The sequence below is a fragment of the Streptomyces sp. KPB2 genome, from assembly GCF_003950055.1.
GTDB classification, from domain to species: Bacteria; Actinomycetota; Actinomycetes; order Streptomycetales; family Streptomycetaceae; genus Streptomyces; species Streptomyces salinarius.
In genome coordinates this window covers 4,356,153-4,379,857 of record NZ_CP034353.1, presented here as the reverse complement: position 1 = coordinate 4,379,857, position 23,705 = coordinate 4,356,153, and the positions used below count along the sequence as shown (strand labels likewise).

General features: G+C 72.7%; 14 protein-coding genes and 1 rRNA gene. 7 read left to right on the top strand and 8 right to left on the bottom strand.

All coding sequences use genetic code 11. The features are described 5' to 3' along the window. Window positions 1-276 precede the first annotated feature (276 nt). Together D1J63_RS19540 and D1J63_RS19530 are read right to left on the bottom strand one after the other, a co-directional pair. Window positions 277-1,803 (bottom strand): 16S ribosomal RNA (locus tag D1J63_RS19540). 636 nt (window positions 1,804-2,439) lie between these two features. After that, the gene (locus tag D1J63_RS19530; RefSeq protein ID WP_102929878.1) at window positions 2,440-2,988 is read right to left on the bottom strand and encodes a MarR family transcriptional regulator; all 549 of its coding nucleotides are present in this window, start codon (window positions 2,986-2,988) and stop codon (window positions 2,440-2,442) included. A gap of 153 nt (window positions 2,989-3,141) precedes the next feature. Between D1J63_RS19530 and D1J63_RS19525 the strand changes: the two genes are divergently transcribed. Next, entirely contained in the window at window positions 3,142-4,422 is a 1,281-nt protein-coding gene (locus D1J63_RS19525; protein WP_125635606.1) for an MFS transporter, read from the top strand. A 46-nt stretch (window positions 4,423-4,468) separates the two neighbouring features. On the opposite strand, the gene D1J63_RS19520 is transcribed toward D1J63_RS19525, so the two are convergent. Together D1J63_RS19520 and D1J63_RS19515 are read right to left on the bottom strand one after the other, a co-directional pair. Beyond that, window positions 4,469-6,118, bottom strand: a complete 1,650-nt coding sequence (locus tag D1J63_RS19520) for a SpoIIE family protein phosphatase (protein ID WP_125630326.1) — start codon at window positions 6,116-6,118, stop codon at window positions 4,469-4,471. A gap of 181 nt (window positions 6,119-6,299) precedes the next feature. After that, window positions 6,300-7,679: an NAD(P)/FAD-dependent oxidoreductase gene (locus D1J63_RS19515; RefSeq protein ID WP_102931982.1), complete on the bottom strand. Its 1,380-nt coding sequence runs from the start codon at window positions 7,677-7,679 to the stop codon at window positions 6,300-6,302. A 374-nt stretch (window positions 7,680-8,053) separates the two neighbouring features. Here D1J63_RS19515 and D1J63_RS19510 point away from each other — a divergent pair, with 374 nt between their 5' ends. After that, entirely contained in the window at window positions 8,054-8,887 is an 834-nt protein-coding gene (locus tag D1J63_RS19510; RefSeq protein WP_125630324.1) for a helix-turn-helix domain-containing protein, read from the top strand. A gap of 441 nt (window positions 8,888-9,328) precedes the next feature. On the opposite strand, the gene D1J63_RS37250 is transcribed toward D1J63_RS19510, so the two are convergent. Further along, window positions 9,329-9,535, bottom strand: a complete 207-nt coding sequence (locus D1J63_RS37250; protein WP_240798636.1) for a hypothetical protein — start codon at window positions 9,533-9,535, stop codon at window positions 9,329-9,331. 9 nt (window positions 9,536-9,544) lie between these two features. Here D1J63_RS37250 and D1J63_RS19505 point away from each other — a divergent pair, with 9 nt between their 5' ends. Beyond that, on the top strand, window positions 9,545-11,326 hold the full coding sequence (locus D1J63_RS19505; protein WP_241235585.1) for a sigma-70 family RNA polymerase sigma factor: 1,782 nt from the start codon (window positions 9,545-9,547) through the stop codon (window positions 11,324-11,326). Here D1J63_RS19505 and D1J63_RS19500 read toward each other — a convergent pair. Further along, window positions 11,313-14,600 carry a BTAD domain-containing putative transcriptional regulator gene (locus D1J63_RS19500; RefSeq protein WP_164712891.1) on the bottom strand — a complete coding sequence of 1,096 codons (3,288 nt, stop codon included), beginning with the start codon at window positions 14,598-14,600 and terminating at the stop codon, window positions 11,313-11,315. The two genes, D1J63_RS19505 and D1J63_RS19500, sit on opposite strands and share 14 nt — an antisense overlap. Before the next feature lie 741 nt (window positions 14,601-15,341). Then, window positions 15,342-17,501, bottom strand: a complete 2,160-nt coding sequence (locus tag D1J63_RS19490) for an asparagine synthase-related protein (RefSeq protein WP_125630320.1) — start codon at window positions 17,499-17,501, stop codon at window positions 15,342-15,344. Between the two features lie 713 nt (window positions 17,502-18,214). Between D1J63_RS19490 and D1J63_RS19485 the strand changes: the two genes are divergently transcribed. Further along, window positions 18,215-19,636, top strand: coding sequence for an MFS transporter (locus D1J63_RS19485; RefSeq protein WP_102928593.1), 1,422 nt, complete (start codon window positions 18,215-18,217; stop codon window positions 19,634-19,636). A gap of 76 nt (window positions 19,637-19,712) precedes the next feature. Continuing rightward, window positions 19,713-20,921 carry an L-2-hydroxyglutarate oxidase gene (gene lhgO, locus D1J63_RS19480; protein WP_125630318.1) on the top strand — a complete coding sequence of 403 codons (1,209 nt, stop codon included), beginning with the start codon at window positions 19,713-19,715 and terminating at the stop codon, window positions 20,919-20,921. An 8-nt stretch (window positions 20,922-20,929) separates the two neighbouring features. Here lhgO and D1J63_RS19475 read toward each other — a convergent pair whose 3' ends face one another. Then, window positions 20,930-21,334, bottom strand: coding sequence for a Dabb family protein (locus D1J63_RS19475; protein WP_125630316.1), 405 nt, complete (start codon window positions 21,332-21,334; stop codon window positions 20,930-20,932). A 193-nt stretch (window positions 21,335-21,527) separates the two neighbouring features. On the opposite strand from D1J63_RS19475, the gene trmB reads away from it, so the two are divergent. Then, window positions 21,528-22,301, top strand: coding sequence for a tRNA (guanosine(46)-N7)-methyltransferase TrmB (trmB, locus tag D1J63_RS19470; RefSeq protein ID WP_125635602.1), 774 nt, complete (start codon window positions 21,528-21,530; stop codon window positions 22,299-22,301). Between the two features lie 10 nt (window positions 22,302-22,311). Beyond that, entirely contained in the window at window positions 22,312-23,694 is a 1,383-nt protein-coding gene (locus D1J63_RS19465) for a PrsW family intramembrane metalloprotease (RefSeq protein WP_125630314.1), read from the top strand. Window positions 23,695-23,705 lie beyond the last annotated feature (11 nt).

Sequence of the window (23,705 nt, the reverse complement as noted above, 5' to 3'; positions counted from 1 at the left end):
ATGCTCGCGTCCACTGTGCAGTTCTCAAACAACGACCAACCACCCATCACCCTGCCGCAAGCAGCAAGTTCACTGGGGCCGGCAACCGAAGACCCAGCCTCACGGCCGTGCCCTCAGACACCCAACAGCGTGCCCGACCCGGTCCCTGCCCGGACTCACGTTCCACGCCGAAGCAGTACTAGTGATCCATCAAAGGAAACCGTGCCGAGTAGTCAACGTTCCACCCATGAGCAACCGTGCAAGACATTTGCTTGCAGTCGGCCATGTGCTCCTTAGAAAGGAGGTGATCCAGCCGCACCTTCCGGTACGGCTACCTTGTTACGACTTCGTCCCAATCGCCAGTCCCACCTTCGACAGCTCCCTCCCACAAGGGGTTGGGCCACCGGCTTCGGGTGTTACCGACTTTCGTGACGTGACGGGCGGTGTGTACAAGGCCCGGGAACGTATTCACCGCAGCAATGCTGATCTGCGATTACTAGCGACTCCGACTTCATGGGGTCGAGTTGCAGACCCCAATCCGAACTGAGACCGGCTTTTTGAGATTCGCTCCACCTTGCGGTATCGCAGCTCATTGTACCGGCCATTGTAGCACGTGTGCAGCCCAAGACATAAGGGGCATGATGACTTGACGTCGTCCCCACCTTCCTCCGAGTTGACCCCGGCGGTCTCCCGTGAGTCCCCAACCTCCGAAGAGTTGCTGGCAACACGGGACAAGGGTTGCGCTCGTTGCGGGACTTAACCCAACATCTCACGACACGAGCTGACGACAGCCATGCACCACCTGTACACCGACCACAAGGGGGGCACCATCTCTGATGCTTTCCGGTGTATGTCAAGCCTTGGTAAGGTTCTTCGCGTTGCGTCGAATTAAGCCACATGCTCCGCCGCTTGTGCGGGCCCCCGTCAATTCCTTTGAGTTTTAGCCTTGCGGCCGTACTCCCCAGGCGGGGCACTTAATGCGTTAGCTGCGGCACGGACAACGTGGAATGTTGCCCACACCTAGTGCCCACCGTTTACGGCGTGGACTACCAGGGTATCTAATCCTGTTCGCTCCCCACGCTTTCGCTCCTCAGCGTCAGTATCGGCCCAGAGATCCGCCTTCGCCACCGGTGTTCCTCCTGATATCTGCGCATTTCACCGCTACACCAGGAATTCCGATCTCCCCTACCGAACTCTAGCCTGCCCGTATCGACTGCAGACCCGGGGTTAAGCCCCGGGCTTTCACAACCGACGCGACAAGCCGCCTACGAGCTCTTTACGCCCAATAATTCCGGACAACGCTTGCGCCCTACGTATTACCGCGGCTGCTGGCACGTAGTTAGCCGGCGCTTCTTCTGCAGGTACCGTCACTTTCGCTTCTTCCCTGCTGAAAGAGGTTTACAACCCGAAGGCCGTCATCCCTCACGCGGCGTCGCTGCATCAGGCTTTCGCCCATTGTGCAATATTCCCCACTGCTGCCTCCCGTAGGAGTCTGGGCCGTGTCTCAGTCCCAGTGTGGCCGGTCGCCCTCTCAGGCCGGCTACCCGTCGTCGCCTTGGTGAGCCATTACCTCACCAACAAGCTGATAGGCCGCGGGCTCATCCTGCACCGCCGGAGCTTTCGACCCGCCAAGATGCCTTGGCAGGTCAGTATCCGGTATTAGACCCCGTTTCCAGGGCTTGTCCCAGAGTGCAGGGCAGATTGCCCACGTGTTACTCACCCGTTCGCCACTAATCCCCACCCGAAGGTGGTTCATCGTTCGACTTGCATGTGTTAAGCACGCCGCCAGCGTTCGTCCTGAGCCAGGATCAAACTCTCCGTGAATGTTTGCCGGTTATCCGGCGTACACCACGAGAGCGGAACATCGGGAGGAATAGTCCCGACGTTCACAGCGTCCTCGCTGTGTGTTTCAAAGGAACCACGTCCCAGCCTGATGGCCGGAGACGGGGTATCAACATATCTGGCGTTGACTTTTGGCACGCTGTTGAGTTCTCAAGGAACGGACGCTTCCTTTGTACTCACCCTCTCGGGCTTTCCTCCGGGCGCTTCCCTTCGGTCTTGCGTTTCCGACTCTATCAGATCTTTCCGATCCGATTTCCTCGGTGCTTTCCAGGTTCCCGCTTTCGCGTTTCCCTTTCCGGCGGTTCCGACTCTATCAGATCCTTTCGGGCTCTGATTCCCCGTCAGAGGGGGTTGTCGTCCCGGCCGTTGGGCCGTTCCGACGTCCCAAACCTTAGCGGACCTTCTCCGCGTTTCCCAATCGGGGTCGACCGGGCCGACGCGTACCCATGGGAATTGAATTCGGGCGCGCCGAAGTCATTCCCGTTGGGGATCGTGCTGGTGGTTTGGGTGCCGCTGCTGCGGCGGGAGGTGCTGCCGCAGAACCGTTACGGTGCCGTGGCAACTCGAAGAACCTTACGGATCTGGCAAGTGACTGTCAAGCGTCCCTGTCAAGATCTTTTAATCGAGGTCGCTGAGCCGGCCGCCGGCGTCCGGCTGGGCGTGTTCCACCCTGCGCAGGAGGCGGGTGAGCACCTCGCCGAGCGCGGTGCGGTCGTCGGCGGAGAGGTCCTGGAGCAGGTCCTCCTCGAAGACGGTGGCGAGTCGCATGGCCGCCAGCCACTTCTCGCGCCCCTCCGCGGTGATCGCCACGATCACGCGGACCCGGTTGTTCTCGTCGCGTTCCCTGGTGACCAGCCCCTCCGTGACCATGCGGTCGATGCGGTGGGTCATCGCGGCCGGTGTCAGGCCGAGGCGCTTGGCGAGGTCACCGGGGCCCAGGCGGTAGGGGGCGCCGGAGAGCACCAGGGCCTTCAGCACCTCCCAGTCCGTGTTGCTGATGCCCAGCTCGGCGGTCTGCCGGCCGTACGCGACGTTCATACGGCGGTTGAGGCGGGAGAGCGCCGAGACGATCTTCTCGACCTGGGGGTCGAGGTCCTGGAACTCGCGCTGGTAGGCGGCGATCTGCTCTTCGAGTGTCGGCTCGCCGGCGCCGGAGGTGTCGCCCATGGCCGCAGTATGGCACGCGGCTCCTTTGCCTTGAAGTCCTTCGCTATGTACTCTTTACCTTCGAACTTTAGCTTCTAAGTCTTCAGCCTTCAGCTCTGAGGGCCGCAGCGATCGATCCCGAGAGATCAAGAGAGGGTGAACGTGACCAGGGCAATGGGCGCGGCGATGCGCCGGATCCACGTGGGCAACGCACTCAGCGCGTTCGGACTCGGCTTCACAGTCCCCTACCTGTACGTCTATGTGGCGCAGGTACGGGGACTGGGTTCTGTCACGGCGGGCCTCGTGCTCGCCGTCTTCGCCGTGGCCGCGCTGATCGTGCTGCCGTTCGCCGGGCGGGCCATCGTCCGGCGCGGCCCGCTGCCGGTACTGCTGGTCGCCCTGGTCACCGCCGCGCTCGGCGCGATGAGCCTCGGACTGTCCGCCTCGGCGGGCACGGTGCTGCTGTCCGCCGCCGCGCTCGGTGCGGGGCAGGCGGTGATGCAGCCGGCGCTCGCGACGATGATCGTGGACTGCTCCACGACGGAGACCCGGTCGCGGGCGTTCGCGATGCAGTTCTTCCTGCAGAACCTGGGGCTGGGCGTCGGCGGGCTCATCGGTGGCCACCTGGTCGACACCTCCAGCGCGTCGTCCTTCACGCTGCTGTTCGCCATCGAGGCGGCGATGTTCTTGGTGCTGGTCGCCGTCATGGCGACGGTGCGGGCGCCGCGCGCTCCGCGGATCGAGGAGGCGCCGGGGCAGGGCACCGGCGGCGGGAGCTGGAAGCAGCTGCTCGGCAACCGGGCCATGGTGCAGCTGTGCGTGCTGGGCTTCGTCCTGTTCTTCGCCTGCTACGGGCAGTTCGAGTCGGGGCTGAGCGCGTACGGCGTCGAGGCGGCGGGCATCTCCACGTCCGCCCTTGGGACCGCGCTGGCGGCGAACACGCTGATGATCGTGGTCGCGCAGTTCGCGGTGCTGAAGTTCGTGGAGCGACGGAAGCGGTCTCGCGTGATCGCGTCCGTGGGGCTGATCTGGGCCGTGGCGTGGGCCGTGGCCGGGTACGCCGGGCTCGGGCACGGCAGCCAGGCGATGGCGACGGCCGCCTTCATCTCGACGTACGCGCTGTTCGGGCTGGGTGAGGCGATGCTGTCGCCGACGCTGGCGCCGCTGGTGGCGGATCTCGCGCCGACCGGGCTCGCCGGGCAGTACAACTCCGCTTTCGCCCTGGTGAAGCAGCTCGCGCTGGCGATCGGTCCCGCGGTGGGCGGGCCGCTGGGGGCCTCGCTGCACGGGCCGTACATCGTGGCGTTCCTGCTGTTCTCGCTGGGCATCACGGTGCTGGCGGTGCGGCTGGGACGGCAGCTGACCGACGTACAGAATCAGCCGTCGCTCGCGCGGAGCCTGGTGGTCACGCAGGGCGGGGCGCCGGCCGACGCGGTGGTGGCCGCGGAGGCGTGAGCCGGCCGGCAGCCGGGGCCGGGAATCCCACCGTCCCGGCGCCGGCTCACGGCTTCTGCAGGACGAACTCGCACCAGACCGCCTTGCCGCCGCCCGGTGTGCGCCGGGATCCCCAGTTGGAGGCGATCGTCGCGACGATGGCGATGCCCCGGCCGGACTCGTCACCGGGCTCCGCGCGGCGGCGTCGGGGCAGGTGGTCGTCGCCGTCGGTCACCTCGATGATCAGGCGGCGGTCGGTGCGGCGCAGGCGCAGCCGCATCGGCGGGGTGCCGTGCTGGAGGGAGTTGGCGACCAGTTCGCTGGTGGCCAGGACGCCGAGGTCGTGCAGGTCGGCCGGGAAGCGCCAGCTGGTGAGGACGCCGGAGGCGAAGGCACGCGCGCGTGGGGCCGCTTCCACTCCGCCGAGCAGTTCCAGTGCGGCGTTGCGGAACAGCTCGGCCTCGGTGCCCTTGCGGGCGGGGTGCTGGAGGACGAGGACGGCGACGTCGTCGTCGTGCTCCGGGGTGACGCCCGCCGAACGGACCAGTCGGTCGCAGACGACCTGGGGCGTGCCGGTGGCGCCGGACAGGGCGTGCTCCAGGGCGGCGATGCCCTCGTCGAGGTCTTCGTCGCGGCGTTCCACCAGGCCGTCGGTGTAGAGGACGGCCGTGGAACCGGGAGGCAGGGCGATCGAGCCGGAGGCGTGGATCCAGCCGCCCGTGCCGAGCGGGGGGCCGGTGGGTTCGTCGGCGCGCTGGACGGTGCCGTCCTCGTCGCGCACGAGGATGGGCAGGTGGCCGGCGGACGCGTAGACGAGGCGGCCCTCGTTCGGGTCGTGGATGGCGTAGACGCAGGTGGCGATCTGGTTGGCGTCGATCTCGGCGGCGAGGCCGTCCAGGAGCTGGAGCACCTCGTGCGGGGGCAGGTCGAGGCGGGCGTAGGCCCGGACCGCCGTGCGGAGCTGGCCCATGACGGCCGCCGCGCGGACGCCTCGCCCCATGACGTCGCCGATGACGAGGGCCGTGCGGCCGCCGCCGAGGGTGATCACGTCGTACCAGTCGCCGCCGACCGCGGCCTCGGTGCCGCCGGGGTGGTAGGTGGCGGCGACGCGCAGGTCGTCGGGCTCCTCCAGTTCCTGCGGGAGGAGGGAACGCTGGAGGGTGACGGCGGTTTCGCGCTGGCTGCGTTCGCTCGCGCGCAGGCGGCCCGCGGCCTCGGCGTGGTCGGTGACGTCGGTGGCGAAGACGAGGACGCCGCGGCCGTCGCCGTTGTGGCCCTCGGTGACCGGGGTGCAGGTGAAGGTGTAGGAGCGGCCGTCGGGGGCCTTGCGGGACTTGAGGGTGCGGGGCCTGCCGCTGCGCTGGACCTGGTCCAGGAGCGGGAAGAGGCCGGGCTCGTCCAGCTCGGGGAGGGCCTCGCGGGCGCGGGCGCCGAGGTCGCGTGTGCCGAAGGCGGCGACGTAGGCGTCGTTGACGTAGGCGAGACGGTGCTCGGGGCCGTGGACGAGGGCGACGAGGGCCGGGACACGGTCGAGGACGTCGCGTACGGGCAGGTCGTCCACGTCGGGGACGGGCGGGGCCTCGTCGGTCAGCTGTTCGGCGCGGGCGGCGGGTACGGAGCCGTCTCCCCGGCGGTCCGGGGGGACCGCCGTGTCCGTCCGCGACGCGGCGCGGCGCTGTGTTCCGGGGAGTCGGGCGCTCCAGCGCGTGAAGTTCACGAATCCTTGCCTCGTGTAGTTGTCGGCGGCCGGGGACCGGGACGGGCCGGGCGGCCCGGGCCCCGGGGGCCGCGCTGGGGCGAGCGGCGGCGCGCCCGCGGTGGTCGACCAGTCTGGCAGGGCGCCCGCCCGGCCGACATCCGTCAGACGCCCCAGTGGCCGGGGGAGTTCTTGGCTCCGGTCAGGACGACCCCTTCGGGTTGTGCGGGGGCTCCTGAGAAGGCTTTCCACCGGCCGCGCGTTCGAACTCCGCCCGCGGATGTTCGAGTGAACCCAGGGAGACGATCTCCCGTTTGAAGAGGCCGGCGATCACCCATTCGGCGAGTACGCGCGCCTTGCGGTTGACGGTGGGGACCCGGCTGAGGTGGTAGGCGCGGTGCATGAACCACGCGGGGTAGCCCTTGAGCCTGCGCCCGTAGACCTGGGCGACGCCCTGGTGGAAGCCGAGGGAGGCGACGGAACCGGCGTTGGTGTGGGCGTACGTGTCGAGGGGCTCGCCGCGCAGGGCGTGGGTGACGTTGTCGCCGAGGACCCTGGCCTGGCGGACGGCGTGTTGCGCGTTGGGGGCGCAGGTGCGGCCGGGTTCGGCGGCGGTGACGTCGGGGACGGCGGCGGCGTCTCCGGCCGCCCACGCGTGCGGGGCGCCGTCGACCGACAGGTGGGCGGTACAGGTGAGCCGGCCCCGGTCGTCCAGGGGGAGGTCGGTGGCGGCGAGGACCGGGTGCGGTCTGACGCCGGCCGTCCAGACGACCGTGCGGGTGGGGAAGCGGGAGCCGTCGCTGAGGACGGCCACGCGATCGGCGCAGGATTCGAGGCGGGTGTCCAGACGTACGTCGATGTTGCGGCGGCGCAGTTCGGTGACCGTGTAGCGGCCCAGTTCCTCGCCGACCTCGGGCAGGATGCGGCCCGAGGCCTCGACGAGGATCCACTTCATGTCCTCGGGAGTGACGTTGTGGTAGTACCGCGCGGCGTAGCGGGCCATGTCCTCCAGTTCGCCGAGGGCCTCCACGCCCGCGTAGCCGCCGCCGACGAAGACGAAGGTGAGGGCGGCGTCGCGGATGGCCGGGTCACGGGTGGAGGAGGCGATGTCCATCTGTTCGAGGACGTGGTTGCGCAGCCCGATGGCCTCCTCGACGGTCTTGAAGCCGACTCCGTGGTCGGCGAGGCCGGGGACGGGCAGGGTGCGCGAGACGGAGCCGGGCGCGAGGACGAGTTCGTCGTACGTCACCCGGCGGGCGCCGGTCCTCTCCTCGTCCGTGGCGAGGGTGGTGAGGGTGGCGGTGCGCGTCGTGTGGTCGATGGACCGCACCTCGCCGACGACGACGTCGCACTGGCCGAGGACACGGCGCAGGGGAACGACGACGTGCCGCGGGGAGATGGAACCGGCCGCCGCTTCGGGGAGAAACGGCTGGTACGTCATGTAGGGGTCGGGGGTGACGACCATGATCTCGGCCTCGCCCCGCCGCAGTTCGCCCTTGAGATTCCGTTGCAGCCGCAGGGCCGTGTACATCCCGACGTAGCCACCGCCGACAACGAGAATGCGCGCACGTTCCTTCACCACCCCATGACGCACCCGACGCTTGCGTTTGTCCACAGGCTCGGCAAATTGTGTGACTGGAGATCATGGGAGCGCGCAGGCGGGCGAAACGGCCCGGGCAAGCGTGATCGCGCAGGTCAGCAGGGGCGGGGGCGGGGTTCGGGGGTGGCACATTCGGGGCGTATGCGATCGGTGCTCCGAACGGGGGGCGCTCCGTGCGGAACGTGCCCCTTCTGAATTGACCCTCGCTCAACTATGTTCTTTCCCACGGTGTGTGGGGGCATGTGCTCATGGGGTCCGCGACGGGCGGACCACGGAAGCGGGCCCGTTCCGTGCACTCCGGCTTTCGATGGCGGGGAGAGTCTCCGGGGGGAGACGTCATTACCGGGGGATTGTCTATGCATGTTCAGGATTCTCATTGGTCGTCCGCGTCGGCCGTCGCGCCCGGCGGTGCGATGAGTACGACGGCGGGCGGCGCCCGCGGAGACGCGGCACGGAGCGCGCCCTTGCGCGTGGACGCCCAGCGCAATCTCGAGCACGTGCTGCGCGCGGCGCGCGAGGTGTTCGGCGAGCTGGGGTACGGCGCGCCGATGGAGGACGTCGCCCGGCGCGCGCGGGTCGGTGTGGGCACGGTGTACCGGCGCTTTCCGAGCAAGGACGTGCTGGTGCGCCGGATAGCCGAGGAGGAGACGGCTCGGCTGACCGACCAGGCACGCGCGGCGCTCGGGCAGGAGGACGAGCCGTGGTCGGCGCTGTCCCGTTTCCTGCGGACGTCGGTGGCCTCGGGCGCCGGCCGGCTGCTGCCGCCGCAGGTGCTGCGGGTCGGCGTGCCGGAGGACGGCGAGGGCGGCACCGGTGGCGCCGGTGGTGCGGCGGCCGGTGATCCCCGGGTGCCGCAGCAGCGGATACAGCCGGGCGCCGGCGAACTGCGGCTGGTGCCCGAGGAGACCGTCGCGGCCGGGGCACCGGCCGGCGGGGCGGGTTCCGTCGCCGCCTCCACCGACGGCTCCGTCGCGGTCGCCGAGGGCGCCGCGACGCTGCTGGAGGTCGTGGGCCGGCTGGTGGAGCGGGCGCGGACGGCGGGTGAGCTGCGGCCGGACGTGTCGGTGTCCGACGTACTGCTGGTGATAGCCACGGCGGCCCCCTCACTGCCGGACCCGGCCCAGCAGGCGGCGGCCTCGGCCCGCCTGCTGGACATCCTGCTGGAGGGCCTGCGGTCACGGCCGGCCTGAGAGGACCGACGCGACACGGTCCGTGCGGCACGGCCCGCTCGGGACGCCCGGTGCGGAAAGCGCCCTGTCCTGGGCGGCGGGCGCCGACCGGGCTGTCCGGGACGACCGGAACGGAGCGGCCGGTGCTGGGCGGACCGGTCCGGGACGGCCGGTGCGGAACGCATCCTGCCCGGGCAGCCGGAACAGGACGGGTCGGGCCGGACGGCCGGACAGGACCGGGGGGCGGGGCGGGCCGGGATGGCGGTGCCGTGAGGCGGTTCGTTTCTCCTTCCCCGAACGGCTGAGCGTTATTACCGCGGCCCGGCAAGTCCCCACAGACGAGTGATGGTCGGCACAAGGGGGTCCTGAACAAAAGCCAATATGGCACGCTGACCCGGTGTTCGGACTGGCTGGGCAGGTTGGCGGGGGCTTTCCGCGATGAGTGTTGACGGGCGGGACGGGTCAGTCGGTGACGGCGAGAAGGGGCCCGGTGACGCCGGGACCGGTGCCGCCCGGGAGGGTGGCGCGCCGCAGGTGCCGGGCCAGGGCGGTCCGGCCGGACCGGCCCGCGACCGGCGGGCCGGCCCCGTCGAGGACGGTGGCAGCGAGGCTCCTGCCGAGGGCGAGGGCCGCGCCGAGGCCGAGGTCCCGGCGCAGCGCGAACTGCACGAGGACAGCGTGCTGCCACCACCCTGGGACCCGGACGACGGTGGCGTCCTGCCGCCGCCGCGCGAGGTTCCGGCGTCCGACGCGGAGTTGATCCAGCGGATGCGCGCGGGCGACGACACGGCCTACGAGGAGCTGTACCGGCGTCACGCGGACGCGGTCCGCCGGTACGCGCGCACCTGCTGTCGTGACGCCCACACCGCGGACGACCTCACCGCCGAGGTGTTCGCCCGCATGCTCCAGGCGGTGCGCGGCGGTTCGGGTCCCGAGCACGCCGTGCGCGCCTACCTGCTCACCGCGGTGCGGCGCGTCGCCGCCGGCTGGACCCGGTCGGCGGGGCGGGAGCAGCTGGTCGAGGACTTCGCGGTGTTCGCCGCGCAGGCCGCGTACACCGCGAAGGTGCCGGACGACGACACCCTGGAGCTGGGCGCCGACGTCCGCGCCATGCACGAGGCCGAGCAGTCGATGGCCATGCGGGCCTTCCGGTCGCTGCCGGAGCGGTGGCAGGCGGTGCTGTGGCACACCGAGGTCGAGGACGAGTCGCCGAGCGAGGTGGCCACGCTCTTCGGGCTGGACGCCAACGGCACCCGCGTCCTCGCCAGCCGCGCCCGTGAGGGGCTGAAGCAGGCCTATCTCCAGGCCCACGTCAGCGATGCCCTCGCCACCGACGAGGAGTGCGCCCGCTACGCCGACCAGCTCGGCACGTACGCGCGCGGCAGGCTGCGCATCCGGGCCGAACGCGGGCTGCGCAAGCACCTGGAGGAGTGCGCCAGGTGCCGGCTGGCCGCGACCCAGATCGAGGAGGTCGCGAGCGGCATCCCCGCCGTGGTGCCCGTGGCGGTCATCGGCTGGTTCGGTGTCGCCGGGTACGCGAAGGCGGCCGGGCTCATCGCCGGCGGCGCGGGCGCCGGCGCGGCGGGAGCCGCGGGTGCGGCGGCCGCGGCGAGCGGCGGCAGCTCCGGCGGAGCGGGCGCCGGGGGCGGTGCGGCGGCGGAAGGGCTCGGCGCGCCGGTGAAGGCCGGCATCGCGGCCGGTGTGGTCGCGGTGGCCGCCGCGGCGGCGCTGGCCCTCGCGCTGGCCGGCAACGACGCCCCGGAGAAGGACCCGCCGAAGGCCGCCCCGCCGGCCTCCTCACCGGTGGCGCAGCCCGCCCCGGACACCCCCACGCCCTCGACGCGTCCCCCGAACCCACCCGAGCCGGTGGCAGCACCCGAACCGACCCCGACCCCCACGCCGCCCCCGAAACCCACTCCCACCCCCACGCCCACGCCCACGCCGAAACCGACCCCGACACCCACTCCCACACCCACTCCCACCCCCACGCCGACTCCCACGCCGACGCCTCCGCCCCCACCCCCGCCCGCCGTCTACCAGTGGAGCGAGCTGGCGTACGACGTGAGCGGCGACGGCACAGGCCCCGAGATGCGGCTGGCCGGGAGCAGTTGGGTGTGGCAGCGCTCGGCCCTGTCGATCGACGACGTGTCGTACGCGCACGGCGTCACCGTCAACGGACGTTCGTCGGTCACCATCGACCTCAACCGTGACTGCTCGTCCTACGACGCGCTGGCCGGCGTCGACGACCTGACGATGAAGCTGGGCAAGGTCCACTTCTCGGTGTACGCCGACGGCGTCCGGCTGTGGAACTCGGGGATGGTCAAGGGCGGAGACCCGGCGGTCCCCGTCCATGTGGACATCTCCGGCCGGGAGAGCCTGCGTCTGGTGACCGAGCCGCACAGCCCCGTCGACACGGTGGCGCTCGCGGACTGGGCGCAGTCCCGCTTCACCTGCGCGTAGGCGCCTGCGGGACCGGCTGCCCCACCGCCGCCGCCAGCGCGGCGACGACGTCCCGGGGGGTGAGGACGGCACCCGCGGCCAGTTCGTCGTCGTACCGCTCACCGCCGAGGGCCCCGCGGGCGGCGGCCTCGGCCCGTTCGGCGTGTGCGCGGTCCGGCATGGGGCGCGGACGGTCGCCGCGCCAGTGCCCGGCCGCGCCGAGCAGCCGCACCGCGCGGGCGTGGTCGCCGAGGTCGCTCAGCAGACCGGCCGAGCTGTCCACGAGGGTCGCGAGGACCAGGTCGGCGCACCGCTCCTCGACGGCCGTGCGCACGGTGTCCGCCAGCAGCGGCAGGGCCGCCCCCGGGCCCGACTCGCCCGCCGTGACGAGCGCGTCCACCAGCCCGAGCATCGCCAGGAACTGCGGCGGCGGCGTGCCGCGCCGGCACTCCTCGTCGGCCGCCTCCCACAGGACACGCGCTCGTGCGTAGTCCTCCTCCACCACCGCGAGTCCGGCCCGCAGCATCAGGACGAAGGCCTTGGAGTCCACCACGCCGTACCGGTCCGCCGCGGCCCCGGCCTCGTCGAGGACGCCGAGTGCCGTGCCGTGGTCCCCCTCGCGGTAGGCGATCTCGGCGAGCCGGGCGATGAGGAACGGCGCCTCCGCGAAGGCGCCCACCTCCTCGGCGAGCCGCAGGGCCTCCTCGTACTCGGCCCTGGCCTCCTGGTAGCGACCGCGCACCATGGCGGCCTCGCCGAAGGCGCTGCACACCTGGGCCTCCACCAGGCGGTCGCCGACGCGGCGGCTGAGGACGCGCAGCTCCGCCAGGTCGTCGTCGATGCCGACCGGGGTGCCCGAGAGGTCGACCACCGCGTGGGCGCGGAACATGAGGCTGGCGGCGATCTCCCATTCGCCCCCGTACCTGCGGCAGTTGGCGACGGAGGCGTCCATGGAGCCGCGGACGTCGCCCGAGTCGCTGACGAAGAACTCGGTCAGCGGCCAGATGAGTCCGGGCACCCGGGCCGCTTCGGGGCCGCCTGCGGCGAAGTGGTCCCGCACCCGCCGCACGTACCGCCGCATGCGCTCGTCCCGCAGTCCTTCCCTCGGCGCGGTCTCGAAGGTGAGGAGGATGTGCATCATCCGCACCCGCATGCGCAGGGAGTGCAGCGGGTGCGGCGGGTCACCGTCCCGCTCGGCGAGGAGCGCGTCGACGGGATCGGCGGCACGGTCGAGGACGTCCGTCACCGGAGGACCGTCCGCGTCCGGAGCGGAGCCGAGGCGCAGCACGCGGTCCAGCCATCCGACGCCTTCGTGACGGTAGTTCCGCAGCCACCAGAACCAGCCCATGGCGAGTGCGAGGGCGGCGGCCTCCGGCTCGTCGCCGGCGGCGAGGGAGCGGTCGAGGGCCGCACGGATGTTGTCGTGCTCGGTCTCCAGGCGCGCTATGTACGGCAGTTGCCCGGACGAGCGCAGTTGCGGGTCGGCCTCCTCGGCCAGGGCGCGCGCCCAGGCGCGGTGGGCCCGCTCGGCGTCGACACGCAGCCCGGGAACCTCGGCGGCGCGTTCCCCGGCGTACTCGTGGATGGTCTCCAGCATGCGGTAGCGCATGTCGGCGCCCTCCCGGCCGAGATCGGCGACGACGAGGGACTTGTCCACGAGAGCCCCCACGAGGTCCGCGGCGGGCCCGGAGCACACGGCCTCCGCCGCAGCCAGGTCCCAGCCGCCCGCGAAGACGGACAGCTCGCGCAGCATCGTGCGTTCCGCCTCGTCGAGTAGGTCCCAGGACCAGTCGACGACCGCGCGCAGGGTCTGCTGGCGGGGCAGGACGGTACGGCTGCCGGAGGTGAGCAGGCGGAAGCGGTCGTCGAGCCGGTCGGCGATCTCCCGCGGGGTGAGCAGCCGCAGCCGGGCGGCGGCCAGTTCGATGGCGAGCGGCAGTCCGTCGAGGCGCCGGCAGATCTCGGCGACGGCCTCCTCGTCGCGCAGTACGACGTCGGCGTCGGGCCGTACGGCACTGGCGCGCGCGGTGAAGAGACGAGACGCCTGCTCGGCGCTGAGCGGCTCGACCGGGCGCACCGATTCACCGGGCACGCCCAGCGGCTCCCGGCTGGTGGCGAGGATGGTGAGGCCCGGGCAGCGGGTCAGCAGGGTCTCGGCTAGCCGGGCCGCCGCGCCGATGACGTGTTCGCAGTTGTCGAGGACCAGGAGTTGGCTGCGCGGGGCGCAGTACTCGACGAGCAGGGCGACGGGGTCGTCCTGCACGGCCGGCCGGTCTCCGGTCAGCAGCACGGTCTCGCGCAGCCCGAGGGCGTTGACGACCGCGCCGGGCACCGCCTCCGGCCGGTCGAGCGGGGCGAGTTCGACCAGCCACGCCTGCTCGATCCCGGCGGCGGCCTCCTCGGCGAGGCGGGTCTTCCCGGATCCGCCCGGTCCGGTGAGGGTGACCAGGCGGGCGCGGCGCACGTCGGAACGGATGGCGTCGAGCTCCCGTTCCCGTCCCACGAAGGTGGTCAGCCTGGGCCGGATGTTGCCGCGGCGCTCACCGGCGGCCACGGCCCGCTCGGACGCCGGGGCGGTCTCCGGCTCCGCGCCGAGCAGTTCGGCGTGCAGGGTGCGCAGTCGGGTGCCGGGTTCGGTGCCGAGGCCTTCGGCGAGGGTGCGGCGGGCGTTCTCGTAGGCGGCCAGCGCGTCGGCGTCGCGGCCGGTGGCGCGCAGGGCGGAGATGAGGAGGGCGTGCAGGGGCTCGTCGTACGGGTGCGCGGCGGTCAGTTCGCGCAGTCTCGGTACGGCGTCGTGGGCGTCGCCGAGGCGCAGACCGGCCTCGATACGGGTGCGGGTGGCCTCCAGGTGCAGCGCCTCGGGGCGGGCGGCGTGGCCGGGGAGGTCGGCCAGGGCCGGGCCGCGCCAGAGGGCGAGCGCCTCGTCCAGGTGCCGGGCGGCGGTCGCGGCGTCGCCGTGTCCGAGGGCGGCGGTGCCCTGTCGTACGAGGCGTTCGAAGACGTACAGGTCGACGTCGTCGCGGGTCGCCGCGAGCCGGTATCCGCCGGGGGCCGAGACGACGGCGTCCTTGCCGACGGTACGGCGGAGGCGGCCGACCAGGGCCTGGAGGGCGGCGGGGGCGTCCTGCGGGGGGTCGTCCTCCGCCCAGACCTCGTCGATCAGGGTGGTGGGCGTGACGAGGTCACCGGGGCGCAGGGCGAGGGCGGTGAGCAGCGCGCGCAGGCGGGGGCCGCCGGGGGTTGCGACGGTGCCGTGGTCCTCCGTCTGGGTGACGCCCAGGATTCTGTACCGCACGGGGTCATTGTCGCCGAGGGGGTGCGACCGGGCACCCAGCGCGGGGGTGGGCCGCGTGGCCCGGGGTCGCCTGGTCACCCGGCGCGGGTGTGGGCGGGGGTGGGCCGCGTGGCCCGGCGTGGGCGTGGCGCCCGGCGTGGGTGTGGGGGGCCACGGGCCCGGGGTTGTCCGGTCGCCCGGCGTGGGTGTGGGGGCGGGTGGGGTGCGCGGCCCGGCGTTGCGGGGTGCCGCTGCGCCCACCCGTGCCGCCCCAGCGGCACGACTGCCCGCAGCTGGGGCGGCATGGCGGGTGCCCGCAGCTGATGCGGCGTGGCGGGTGCCCGCAGCGGCGGCGGCGTGGCGACTGCGTGCAGTGATGGCGGCGACGGCGTAGCGGACTGCCCCGCAGCTAGAGGGCGGAGAGCCGCGTACGGCGCGTATGGGGCAGTGGCGTGGGGCGGCCCGCAGGCGCGTACGGCGAGGAGGGGGCGGGGCGGGGGGTGTCCGCCCGCAGCGGTTGGCGCGTCAACAGAGTCCACTTCTGTGGCCGACCGATTCCGCGCCGTTCCGAGGACGGACACCCCCCGGCACGCCCCCGACCCACCCACCGAACCCAACGCGCTACGCGCACCCCCACCCAACCCGCACCGGCGCCGCAGGCACCCCGCACCACCACCGCCGCAGGCATCCCGCACCGGCGCCGCAGGAACCCCGCACCACCGCCGAAGGCACCCGCACCCGCACCGGCGCCGCAGGCGCCCGTCACACCCGTCGTACGACCGCGCCCGCGCCGCCCAGCGCGCTCCGTTGGGGTGCGATGCCGCCGGGGACCGCGCGTTGGCGGGCCGGGGTGCCGGTCCAGCAGGTGCCGCGGCGGGCCAGGAGGCGGCCGAGCCACAGCTCCAGGGAGACGAGGTCGGCCAGCCCGTCCAGCGGCAACGGCTCTCCCGCGGCAGCCGCCCGCACCGCCTTGCGCACGACCCGCGCCTCCACCAGCCCCGCCTCCGCGAGCAACGGCCGGTCGAAGAGCCCCAGCAGGGAATCCGCGGCGACCCGCAGCCCCGTCCGCGCCGCGGAGGCCGCCAGTGCCTGGGTCGGCGCCCCCCACCCCGGCGGCAGCTCGCTCACCCCCGCCCCCTCCAGCACGGACCGCAGGATCGCCGCCCGCGCCCCCGGCTGCACCCGCAGCGCCTCCGGCAGGGCCCGGCACGCCCGCACGACCTGGTTGTCGAGGAACGGCGTGTGCAGCCGCTGGAAGCGGATCTCCGCGGCCTGCTCCAGCACCCGTACCTCCGCCGCCTGCCGCGCCAGAGCGGCCCGCGCCCGGAAGTCCCCCGGCCGCTGCCCCGGCCCCACACCCGACCGCTGCGAGGACGTCTGCAGGCGAACCGATACTTCAGCCAGCGCCTCTCCGGTCAGCCACCGCGCCGCCGGCCCCGCTCCGGCCCAGGTCAGCGCGGCCAGGGACGCGTCCATCGCCCCGTCACCGGGCGGGTCGAACCGCCGCCGCAGCAACCGCTCGGCGAGCACCTCGAGGCCGCTCCGGTAGGGCGTGCGCGCCAGCCGCCGCGCCGCCGCGTACACGCGGGCGGGGACCAGTACCGACCCGTCGGCCTTGGCGAGCGCGGCGACGGGCCGCACCAGGTGGCGCCTCTTGCGGTCCATGAGGAGGTCGGCGAGGCGCGCCGGATGGGCGTCCAGCACCTGCCGCGCCCCGTACCCGGTGAAGTGGTCCGCGCTGCCCGCGGCCAGCCGCGCCCGGTGGCGGGCGGCGGCGACCAGGAGGGACCCCGGTTCGTCGGTCAGCGGCCCGTCCAGGGCGGCGTACGGCAGCATGTCCTCGTCGCCGGTGACCACCACGTGGTGGAACCGCGGGTTGGCCGCCAGCGCCCCCGCCCGCGCCAGTTCGGGTTCCTGCCCGCCGACGGCGAGGTCGTTGAAGGTGACGGCCAGCAGCCGCTCCCCCGCCCCGGTGCCGTGCCCCAGCACGGTCCCCGGCATCCCCGGCAGCCCGGCCGCCAGCAGCGCCAGCGTGCCGGAGGCCGGCCCGCCGGACAGGTCGGCCCCGATCCCCGGCACCGGCATCCCGCGCGCCGCACGGCGTTCGGCGGGTCCCATGCCCGGCACCGGACCGGGGTCGATGCCGTCCCCGGGGACGTGCCGGGGCGCGGCGAGCCGGGTCCGTACCGCCTCCACCAGGGCGTCCCGCACGCCGTCCACCGCGCGGTCGGGGTCGGCCGCGGGCGCCGCGACGGCGAGCGAGGCCACCGGCTCGTACCCGGCGATCTCGCGGGCCCCGGCGCGCAGGATCAGTGCGTGCCCCGGCGGAACGCGCTTCACGCCGTCGTACGGGGTGGAGTCGTCCAGCGCGGCCGGCACGTCGGGCGTGGCGAGCAGCGCGGCGAGGTGGCCGAAGTCGAGGTTGGCCTCGACGAGGTCGGCGAGCGGCAGCGCGGCGGTGGCGTAGGCGGTGCCGCCCGCCCACGGGGTGTGGAAGACCGGCCGCGCGCCCGCGAGATCGCCGCACACGGTGATCCGTCGCCCGACCTGGACGACGGCGGTATAGCTGCCGGGCCACGCCGTCAGATGCCGCAGTGCGCCCCCGCGCGCGGCGAACAGCGCGACCCGCAACTGCTCGTCGCTCGCGCCGCAGATGCCGAGGACGGCGATCCGGGTCTGCGGGTCCGCGGTGACGACGCGCACCTCGTCGGGGCGCCAGTCGCCCACCGCCCACAGCGGATCGGGGTCGCCCCACAACGCCTGGGCACCCACGGGCTGCACGGTCTCACCGTCGTAACCGGTGGCCCCGGCCGAGCCGTAGACCCCTGCGGAACCGGTGGCCCCGGCGGAGCCGCCCGCGCCGGCGATCCCCGCTGCTCCTGCTCCCACGGCGGCGCTGCTCCACCCCACCAACCACCGCATCGACGCCTCCACAGGCTGGGGACAACCAGTGCACCGTACGAACTGGTTCCCCATGCTGCCACGAAGGGCGCGCCACAGAGCGTCGGCGGAGCCGTGTGTGCTCCGCGAATGCGCCCTGGCGGAGACTCACGCCAGGACGTCAACTCCCTTGCACCGTCTCCGGGACGCCGCAACCGATGGAGTGAAGACGACGCGAATGCGCCCCCGAAACGCGCCCTTTGGCTCCCCCGCGCGCCCTCAACTCCCGTGGTGAGGGCGGTGGTACGCCGGAATCACCGGCGGCGATTTTCAGCCAAATCGACGTAACGCGGCCACACTCGAACACGCTCCGTACAAACTCTGCGCACCGCCCGACGAGCCGCCGGCGACGCGCAGCCCGGGGGACGGGACTCGCCCCCCGGGCCGGTCCGCCGCCCGCGGGGATGTAGGCGGCGGCGTCCCCCAGCCCACTGGATCCAGTACAGCGGGCCGACCCACGCACCGCCCATGGAATCGCTCCCGCCGTGGCCGGAGAAGAGCGCACGGACGGGCGCACGGCCACACATCGGGAGCACGCGGCAACAGACCGTACATACACCGCACTTGAGTACGGACCACAATCCCGCCATCCGGAAGAATGCCTCTTAACGCATGGGATGCGGCGAACTACGCTGGGTTTACGAATGCCGCGTGGTTATGCCAGCGCGGCAGCCGTCTGTGTCGAGGGGTGACGCATGTCCAGGGAGCAACGCGGGCCGAACGAAAAACTCGGCGCCGTTCTCGCCCTCGCGGGAATCAGCAACGCAGGTCTCGCCCGGCGCGTCAACGACCTCGGCGCCCAGCGCGGGTTGACCCTTCGCTACGACAAGACGTCGGTGGCGCGCTGGGTCTCGAAGGGCATGGTGCCGCAGGGTGCCGCGCCGCACCTCATCGCCGCCGCCATCGGCCAGAAGCTCGGCCGCCCGGTGCCGCTCCACGAGATCGGTTTGGCGGACGCGGACCCGGCCCCCGAGGTGGGCCTCGCCTTCCCGAGGGACGTCGGCCAGGCGGTCAGGTCCGCCACCGAGCTGTACCGTCTCGACCTCGCCGGCCGCCGGACCGGCGGCGGCATCTGGCAGTCGCTCGCCGGATCGTTCGCGGTGAGCGCATATGCGACACCCGCCTCACGATGGCTGATAACCCCGGCCGACAGCTCGGTGGCGCGCGAGGCAGGCCCGGCCGAGGGCTCCGGCGCACCGCTCAAAGTCGGCCACAGTGATGTGCAGAAGCTCCGCGAGGCCGCCGAGGACGCCCGGCGCTGGGACTCCAAGTACGGCGGCGGCGACTGGCGTTCGTCGATGGTCCCCGAGTGCTTACGCGTCGAGGCGGCACCGCTGCTCCTCGGCTCCTACTCCGACGAGGTCGGCCGCGCCCTGTTCGGCGCCTCGGCCGAACTGACCCGCCTGGCCGGCTGGATGGCCTTCGACACCGGCCAGCAGGAGGCCGCCCAGCGGTACTACATCCAGGCCCTGCGCCTGGCCCGCGCGGCGGCCGACGTCCCGCTCGGCGGCTACGTGCTGGCCTCCATGTCCCTCCAGGCCACCTACCGCGGCTTCGGCGACGAGGGCGTGGACCTGGCCCAGGCCGCCCTGGAGCGCAACCGGGGCCTGGCCACGGCCCGCACCATGAGCTTCTTCCGCCTGGTCGAGGCCCGTGCCCACGCGCGCGCGAACGACGCGGTGGCGGCCGGCGCCGCCCTGAAGGCCGCCGAGAGCTGGCTGGAGCGCGCCCGCCCCGGCGACAGCGACCCGTCGTGGCTCGGTTTCTACTCCTACGACCGGTTCGCCGCCGACGCGGCCGAGTGCTACCGCGACCTGAAGGCACCCCGCCAGGTCCGCCGCTTCACGGAGCAGGCGCTGTCGAAACCGACGGAGGAGTTCGTCCGCTCGCACGGCCTCAGACTCGTCGTCTCGGCGGTGGCCGAGCTGGAGTCGGGCAACCTGGACGCGGCCTGCGAGCAGGGCGTGCGGGCGGTCGAGGTGGCGGGCCGGATCTCCTCGGCCCGCACCACCGAGTACGTGAAGGACCTCCTGCACCGCCTGGAGCCCTACGGCGACGAGCCGCGCGTGGTGGAGCTGCGCGAGCGCGCCCGCCCGCTGCTGGTGACTCCGGCCTGACGGACCGCCCTCTTCCGGGTTTGAAGGCATTGTCAGTGGCGCAGTGCACTATCGAAGCCGGGAGGTGAACCGGGAGATGGAACGAGTGTTCGACTGTGATGTGCTGGTGGTCGGTGGCGGCATCGTCGGCCTGTCCACGGCGTACGCGATCACGCGTGCCGCCCCGGGCACCCGGGTGACGGTCCTGGAGAAGGAGCCGGGCCCCGCCCGCCACCAGACGGGCCGCAACAGCGGCGTCATCCACAGCGGCGTCTACTACCGCCCGGGCTCCCTGAAGGCGCGCTACGCGGTGCGGGGAGCCGCCGAGATGGTGAAGTTCTGCGCCGAGTACGGCATCGCCCACGCCGTCACCGGCAAGCTGATCGTGGCCACCGACCGCGCCGAGCTGCCCCGCCTGCACGCCCTGGTGCAGCGCGGCCGGGAGAACGGCATACCGGTGCGCGAGCTGGGCGGCTCCCAGATCGAGGAGTACGAGCCCGAGGTGCGCGGCCTGGCCGCCATACACGTCGGCACCACCGGCATCTGTGACTACGGCGCCGTGGCCCGGCAGCTCGCCCACGCCTCCGGGGCGGAGATCCGATACGGCGCCGAGGTGCACCGCGTCGACCGGCGCCCCGGCCTCGGCGTCGCCGTCCGCACCCGCGCCGGAGACGTGCTCCGCGCCCGGGTCATGGTCAACTGCGGCGGGCTGCACTGCGACGAGATCGCCCGGCTGGCCGGGGACGACCCCGGCATGCGGATCGTGCCCTTCCGGGGCGAGTACTACGAGCTGGCGCGGCCCGAGCTGGTGCGGGGACTGGTGTACCCGGTCCCGGACCCGGCGTTCCCCTTCCTCGGGGTCCACCTGACCCGCGGCATCGACGGCGGCGTCCACGTCGGGCCGAACGCGGTGCCGGCGCTGGCCCGCGAGGGGTACGGCTGGGGCGTGGTGCGCCCCCGCGAGCTGGGCGCCACCCTGGCCTGGCCGGGGTCGTGGCACATGGCCCGGCGGCACTGGAGGTACGGCGCGGGAGAGCTGCGGCGGTCGCTGTCCAGGGCCGCGTTCACGACGGCGGTCCGCAGACTGCTGCCCGCGGTGACGGAGGACGACCTGGTCGCCGCGCCGGCCGGGGTGCGGGCGCAGGCGGTACTGGCGGACGGCACGCTGGTGGACGACTTCCTGATCAAGGAGGGCCCCCACGCGGTCCACGTCCTGAACGCACCGTCGCCCGCGGCGACCGCATCCCTGCCCATCGGCCGGGAAGTGGGGCGCAGGGCGCTGGCGATGCTGGCCGCCGCGGACTAGGACCTGTCCTACTCGGGCGCGCTGCTGCCCTCGTACGAGCCGAGGCCCTCGATCAGGGCGACGAGGGCCGGGTCCCCGGCGAAGCGCTCGGCGTGGATCTGCCGGATGAGGTCGCCCGTGGCCGGGTCCTCGTCGTCGGTCAGGTCGTGCGAGACCATGCGCCGCACCAGTGGCAGTCCGATCTCGTCGACCCGCCGGTGCAGCGGGGCGTGCATGTACTCCCGGTAGCCCTCGATGTCCTCGACCGAGAACAGCGCTCCGTAGTCGAAGTCGCCGCCCACGTCGCGGCCGACCGACCAGTACGTGACGGCGTCGATCTCCCGTCCCATCCTGCGGAGCATCTCCAGAGCCTCGTCGACCCGGTCCCGGGGCGCGTCGGGGCGCATGGCGAGGCGTATCTGGTGGTGAATCACGGCGTCTCTCCTCGGCATTGACGCAAACACTTCTACCTGTCGAGCTAGTTATAGCCCATAACTAGCTCGACAAGCCATTGCACTCACGTACACGCACTAAAATCGACGCATTGTGTCTGACTCCCACCACGCCCACGCCCACGCTCACACCCCCGAAGCCGAAGCCGCTCCCCAGCCCCCGGCCGGGGCCTCCCTGCGGCACGTCCGCGCCAAGGGCGAGCCCCGTTTCCCCGACGGGCCGAAGCCCGATCCCGCCGGATCGCACTTCGAGCGGCGGATCCGGAGCTTCCAGCCGCGCCGCAGCCGGGTGACCACCGGACAGGCGGACGCGCTGCAGCGGCTGTGGTCCCGGTGGGGGCTGGACATCGACGGGCAGCGGGTCGTCGACCTCGCCGAGCTGTTCGGCAACGCCCGCCCCGTCTTCCTGGAGATCGGCTTCGGCATGGGCGAGGCCACCGCCGCGATGGCCGCCGCCGACCCGGCCACCAACATCCTCGCCGTCGACGTCCACACCCCGGGCCAGGGCAACCTGCTCGCTCTCGCCGAACGGGAGGAGCTGTCCAACATCCGGGTGGGCAACGGCGACGCGATCATCCTCCTGCGCGAGATGCTCGCCCCCGACTCCCTCGCCGGGCTGCGCGTCTACTTCCCCGACCCGTGGCCGAAGAAGCGGCACCACAAGCGCCGGCTGATCCAGCCGGAGTTCCTGTCCCTGGCCGCGACCCGGCTCGCCCCGGGGGCGGTGCTGCACTGCGCCACCGACTGGGAGCCGTACGCCGAGCAGATGCTCGAGGTGCTCACCGCGCACCCCGACTTCGAGAACACCGTGCCCGGCGGCGGATTCGCGCCGCGTCCCGAGCACCGGCCGCTGACCCGTTTCGAGGGGCAGGGACTGGACAAGGGACATGTGGTGAACGACCTGCTCTTCCGCCGCGTACCGCACAAGGAGCTGCCCCCCACCGGTTAGGGTCCATGCCGTGGCCACCTGTCCCCCGTATCCGACCCCCGTGCACCGGCATACGCACTGGTGGCAGCGCCCCTGGGTCCGCTACGCCGCGCTGATCACCCTGCTGGCGCTCTCCGGCCTGGTGATCCTCGCCCTGGTGCGCGAACAGACCGGCACACAGGGGTTCCTGGTGGGACTCGGTCTCGCCGTCCTGCCCGTACCGCTGCTCATAGCCGCGTTCCGCTGGCTGGACCGGGTCGACCCCGGCCCCTGGCGGAACCTGCTGTTCTGTTTCGCCTGGGGTGCCTGCGCGGCGGCGCTGATAGCGATCGTCGCCAACAGCTTCGCGACCCGGTGGATAGCGACCGCGACCGCCGACCCGACCGGCGCGGACACCTGGGGCGCCACGGTGATAGCCCCGGTCGTCGAGGAGTCGGCCAAGGCCGCCGCCGTCCTCCTGGTCTTCCTCTTCCGCCGACGGGACTTCACCGGCCTCGTCGACGGCGTGGTCGTCGCCGGGGTCACCGCCACCGGCTTCGCCTTCACCGAGAACATCCTCTATCTGGGCACCGCCTTCGGCACCGACCAGTTGACCGGCGACAGCGGCATCGCCTCCGTCACCGCGGCGACCTTCTTCGTCCGCGTCGTGATGTCGCCGTTCGCGCACCCGCTGTTCACCGTGCTCACCGGCATCGGTTTCGGCATCGCCGCCCTCTCCGCGGGCCGGCACCGCCTGCGCCGGTCCCTGCTGCCCCTCGGCGGACTGCTGCTCGCGATGGGCATGCACGCCCTGTGGAACGGCTCGGCCGCGTTCGGCGAGTACGGCTTCTTCGCGGTGTACGCGGCGTTCATGGTGCCGTCGTTCGGCCTGCTGACCTGGCTGGTGATCTGGACCCGGCAGCGCGAACTGGGCACCGTACGGGCCGAGCTGCCCGCGTACGTCGTCGCCGGGTGGCTGACGCCCGCGGAGCCGTACGCGCTCGGCTCGATGCGGGCCCGCCGCGTCGCCCGGCAGTACGCCCGCCGGCACGCCGGGAAGCAGGGGGCGCGGGCGGTGGCGCGGTACGAGGCCTGCGCGACCTCGGTGGCGTTCCTGCGGCAGCGCGGGCGCCGGGGCAGGGCGGGCGCCGACTTCGCCGTACGCGAGCGGGAGCTGCTGGACGCCCTGTGGCGGCTGCGGGGCGCGGCCCGTCCGGCGCTGGAGTACGCGGCCCGGGTCACGGCACCGCCGGTGCCGCGGCCGGTCCCGCCGTGGGTGTACGGGTACGGGGTGCCCGGCCCGTACGGGTCCGCGCCGGCGCCCGCCCCGTACGGGCCGTACGGTCCGCCCCCGTCGCACCATCCGTACGCGCCGCCCACCCCGCAGCTGCCCTGCACGCCGCAGTACCCGCCGCCCCGCCCCTACGGGCCGTAGGGTCCGCGCAC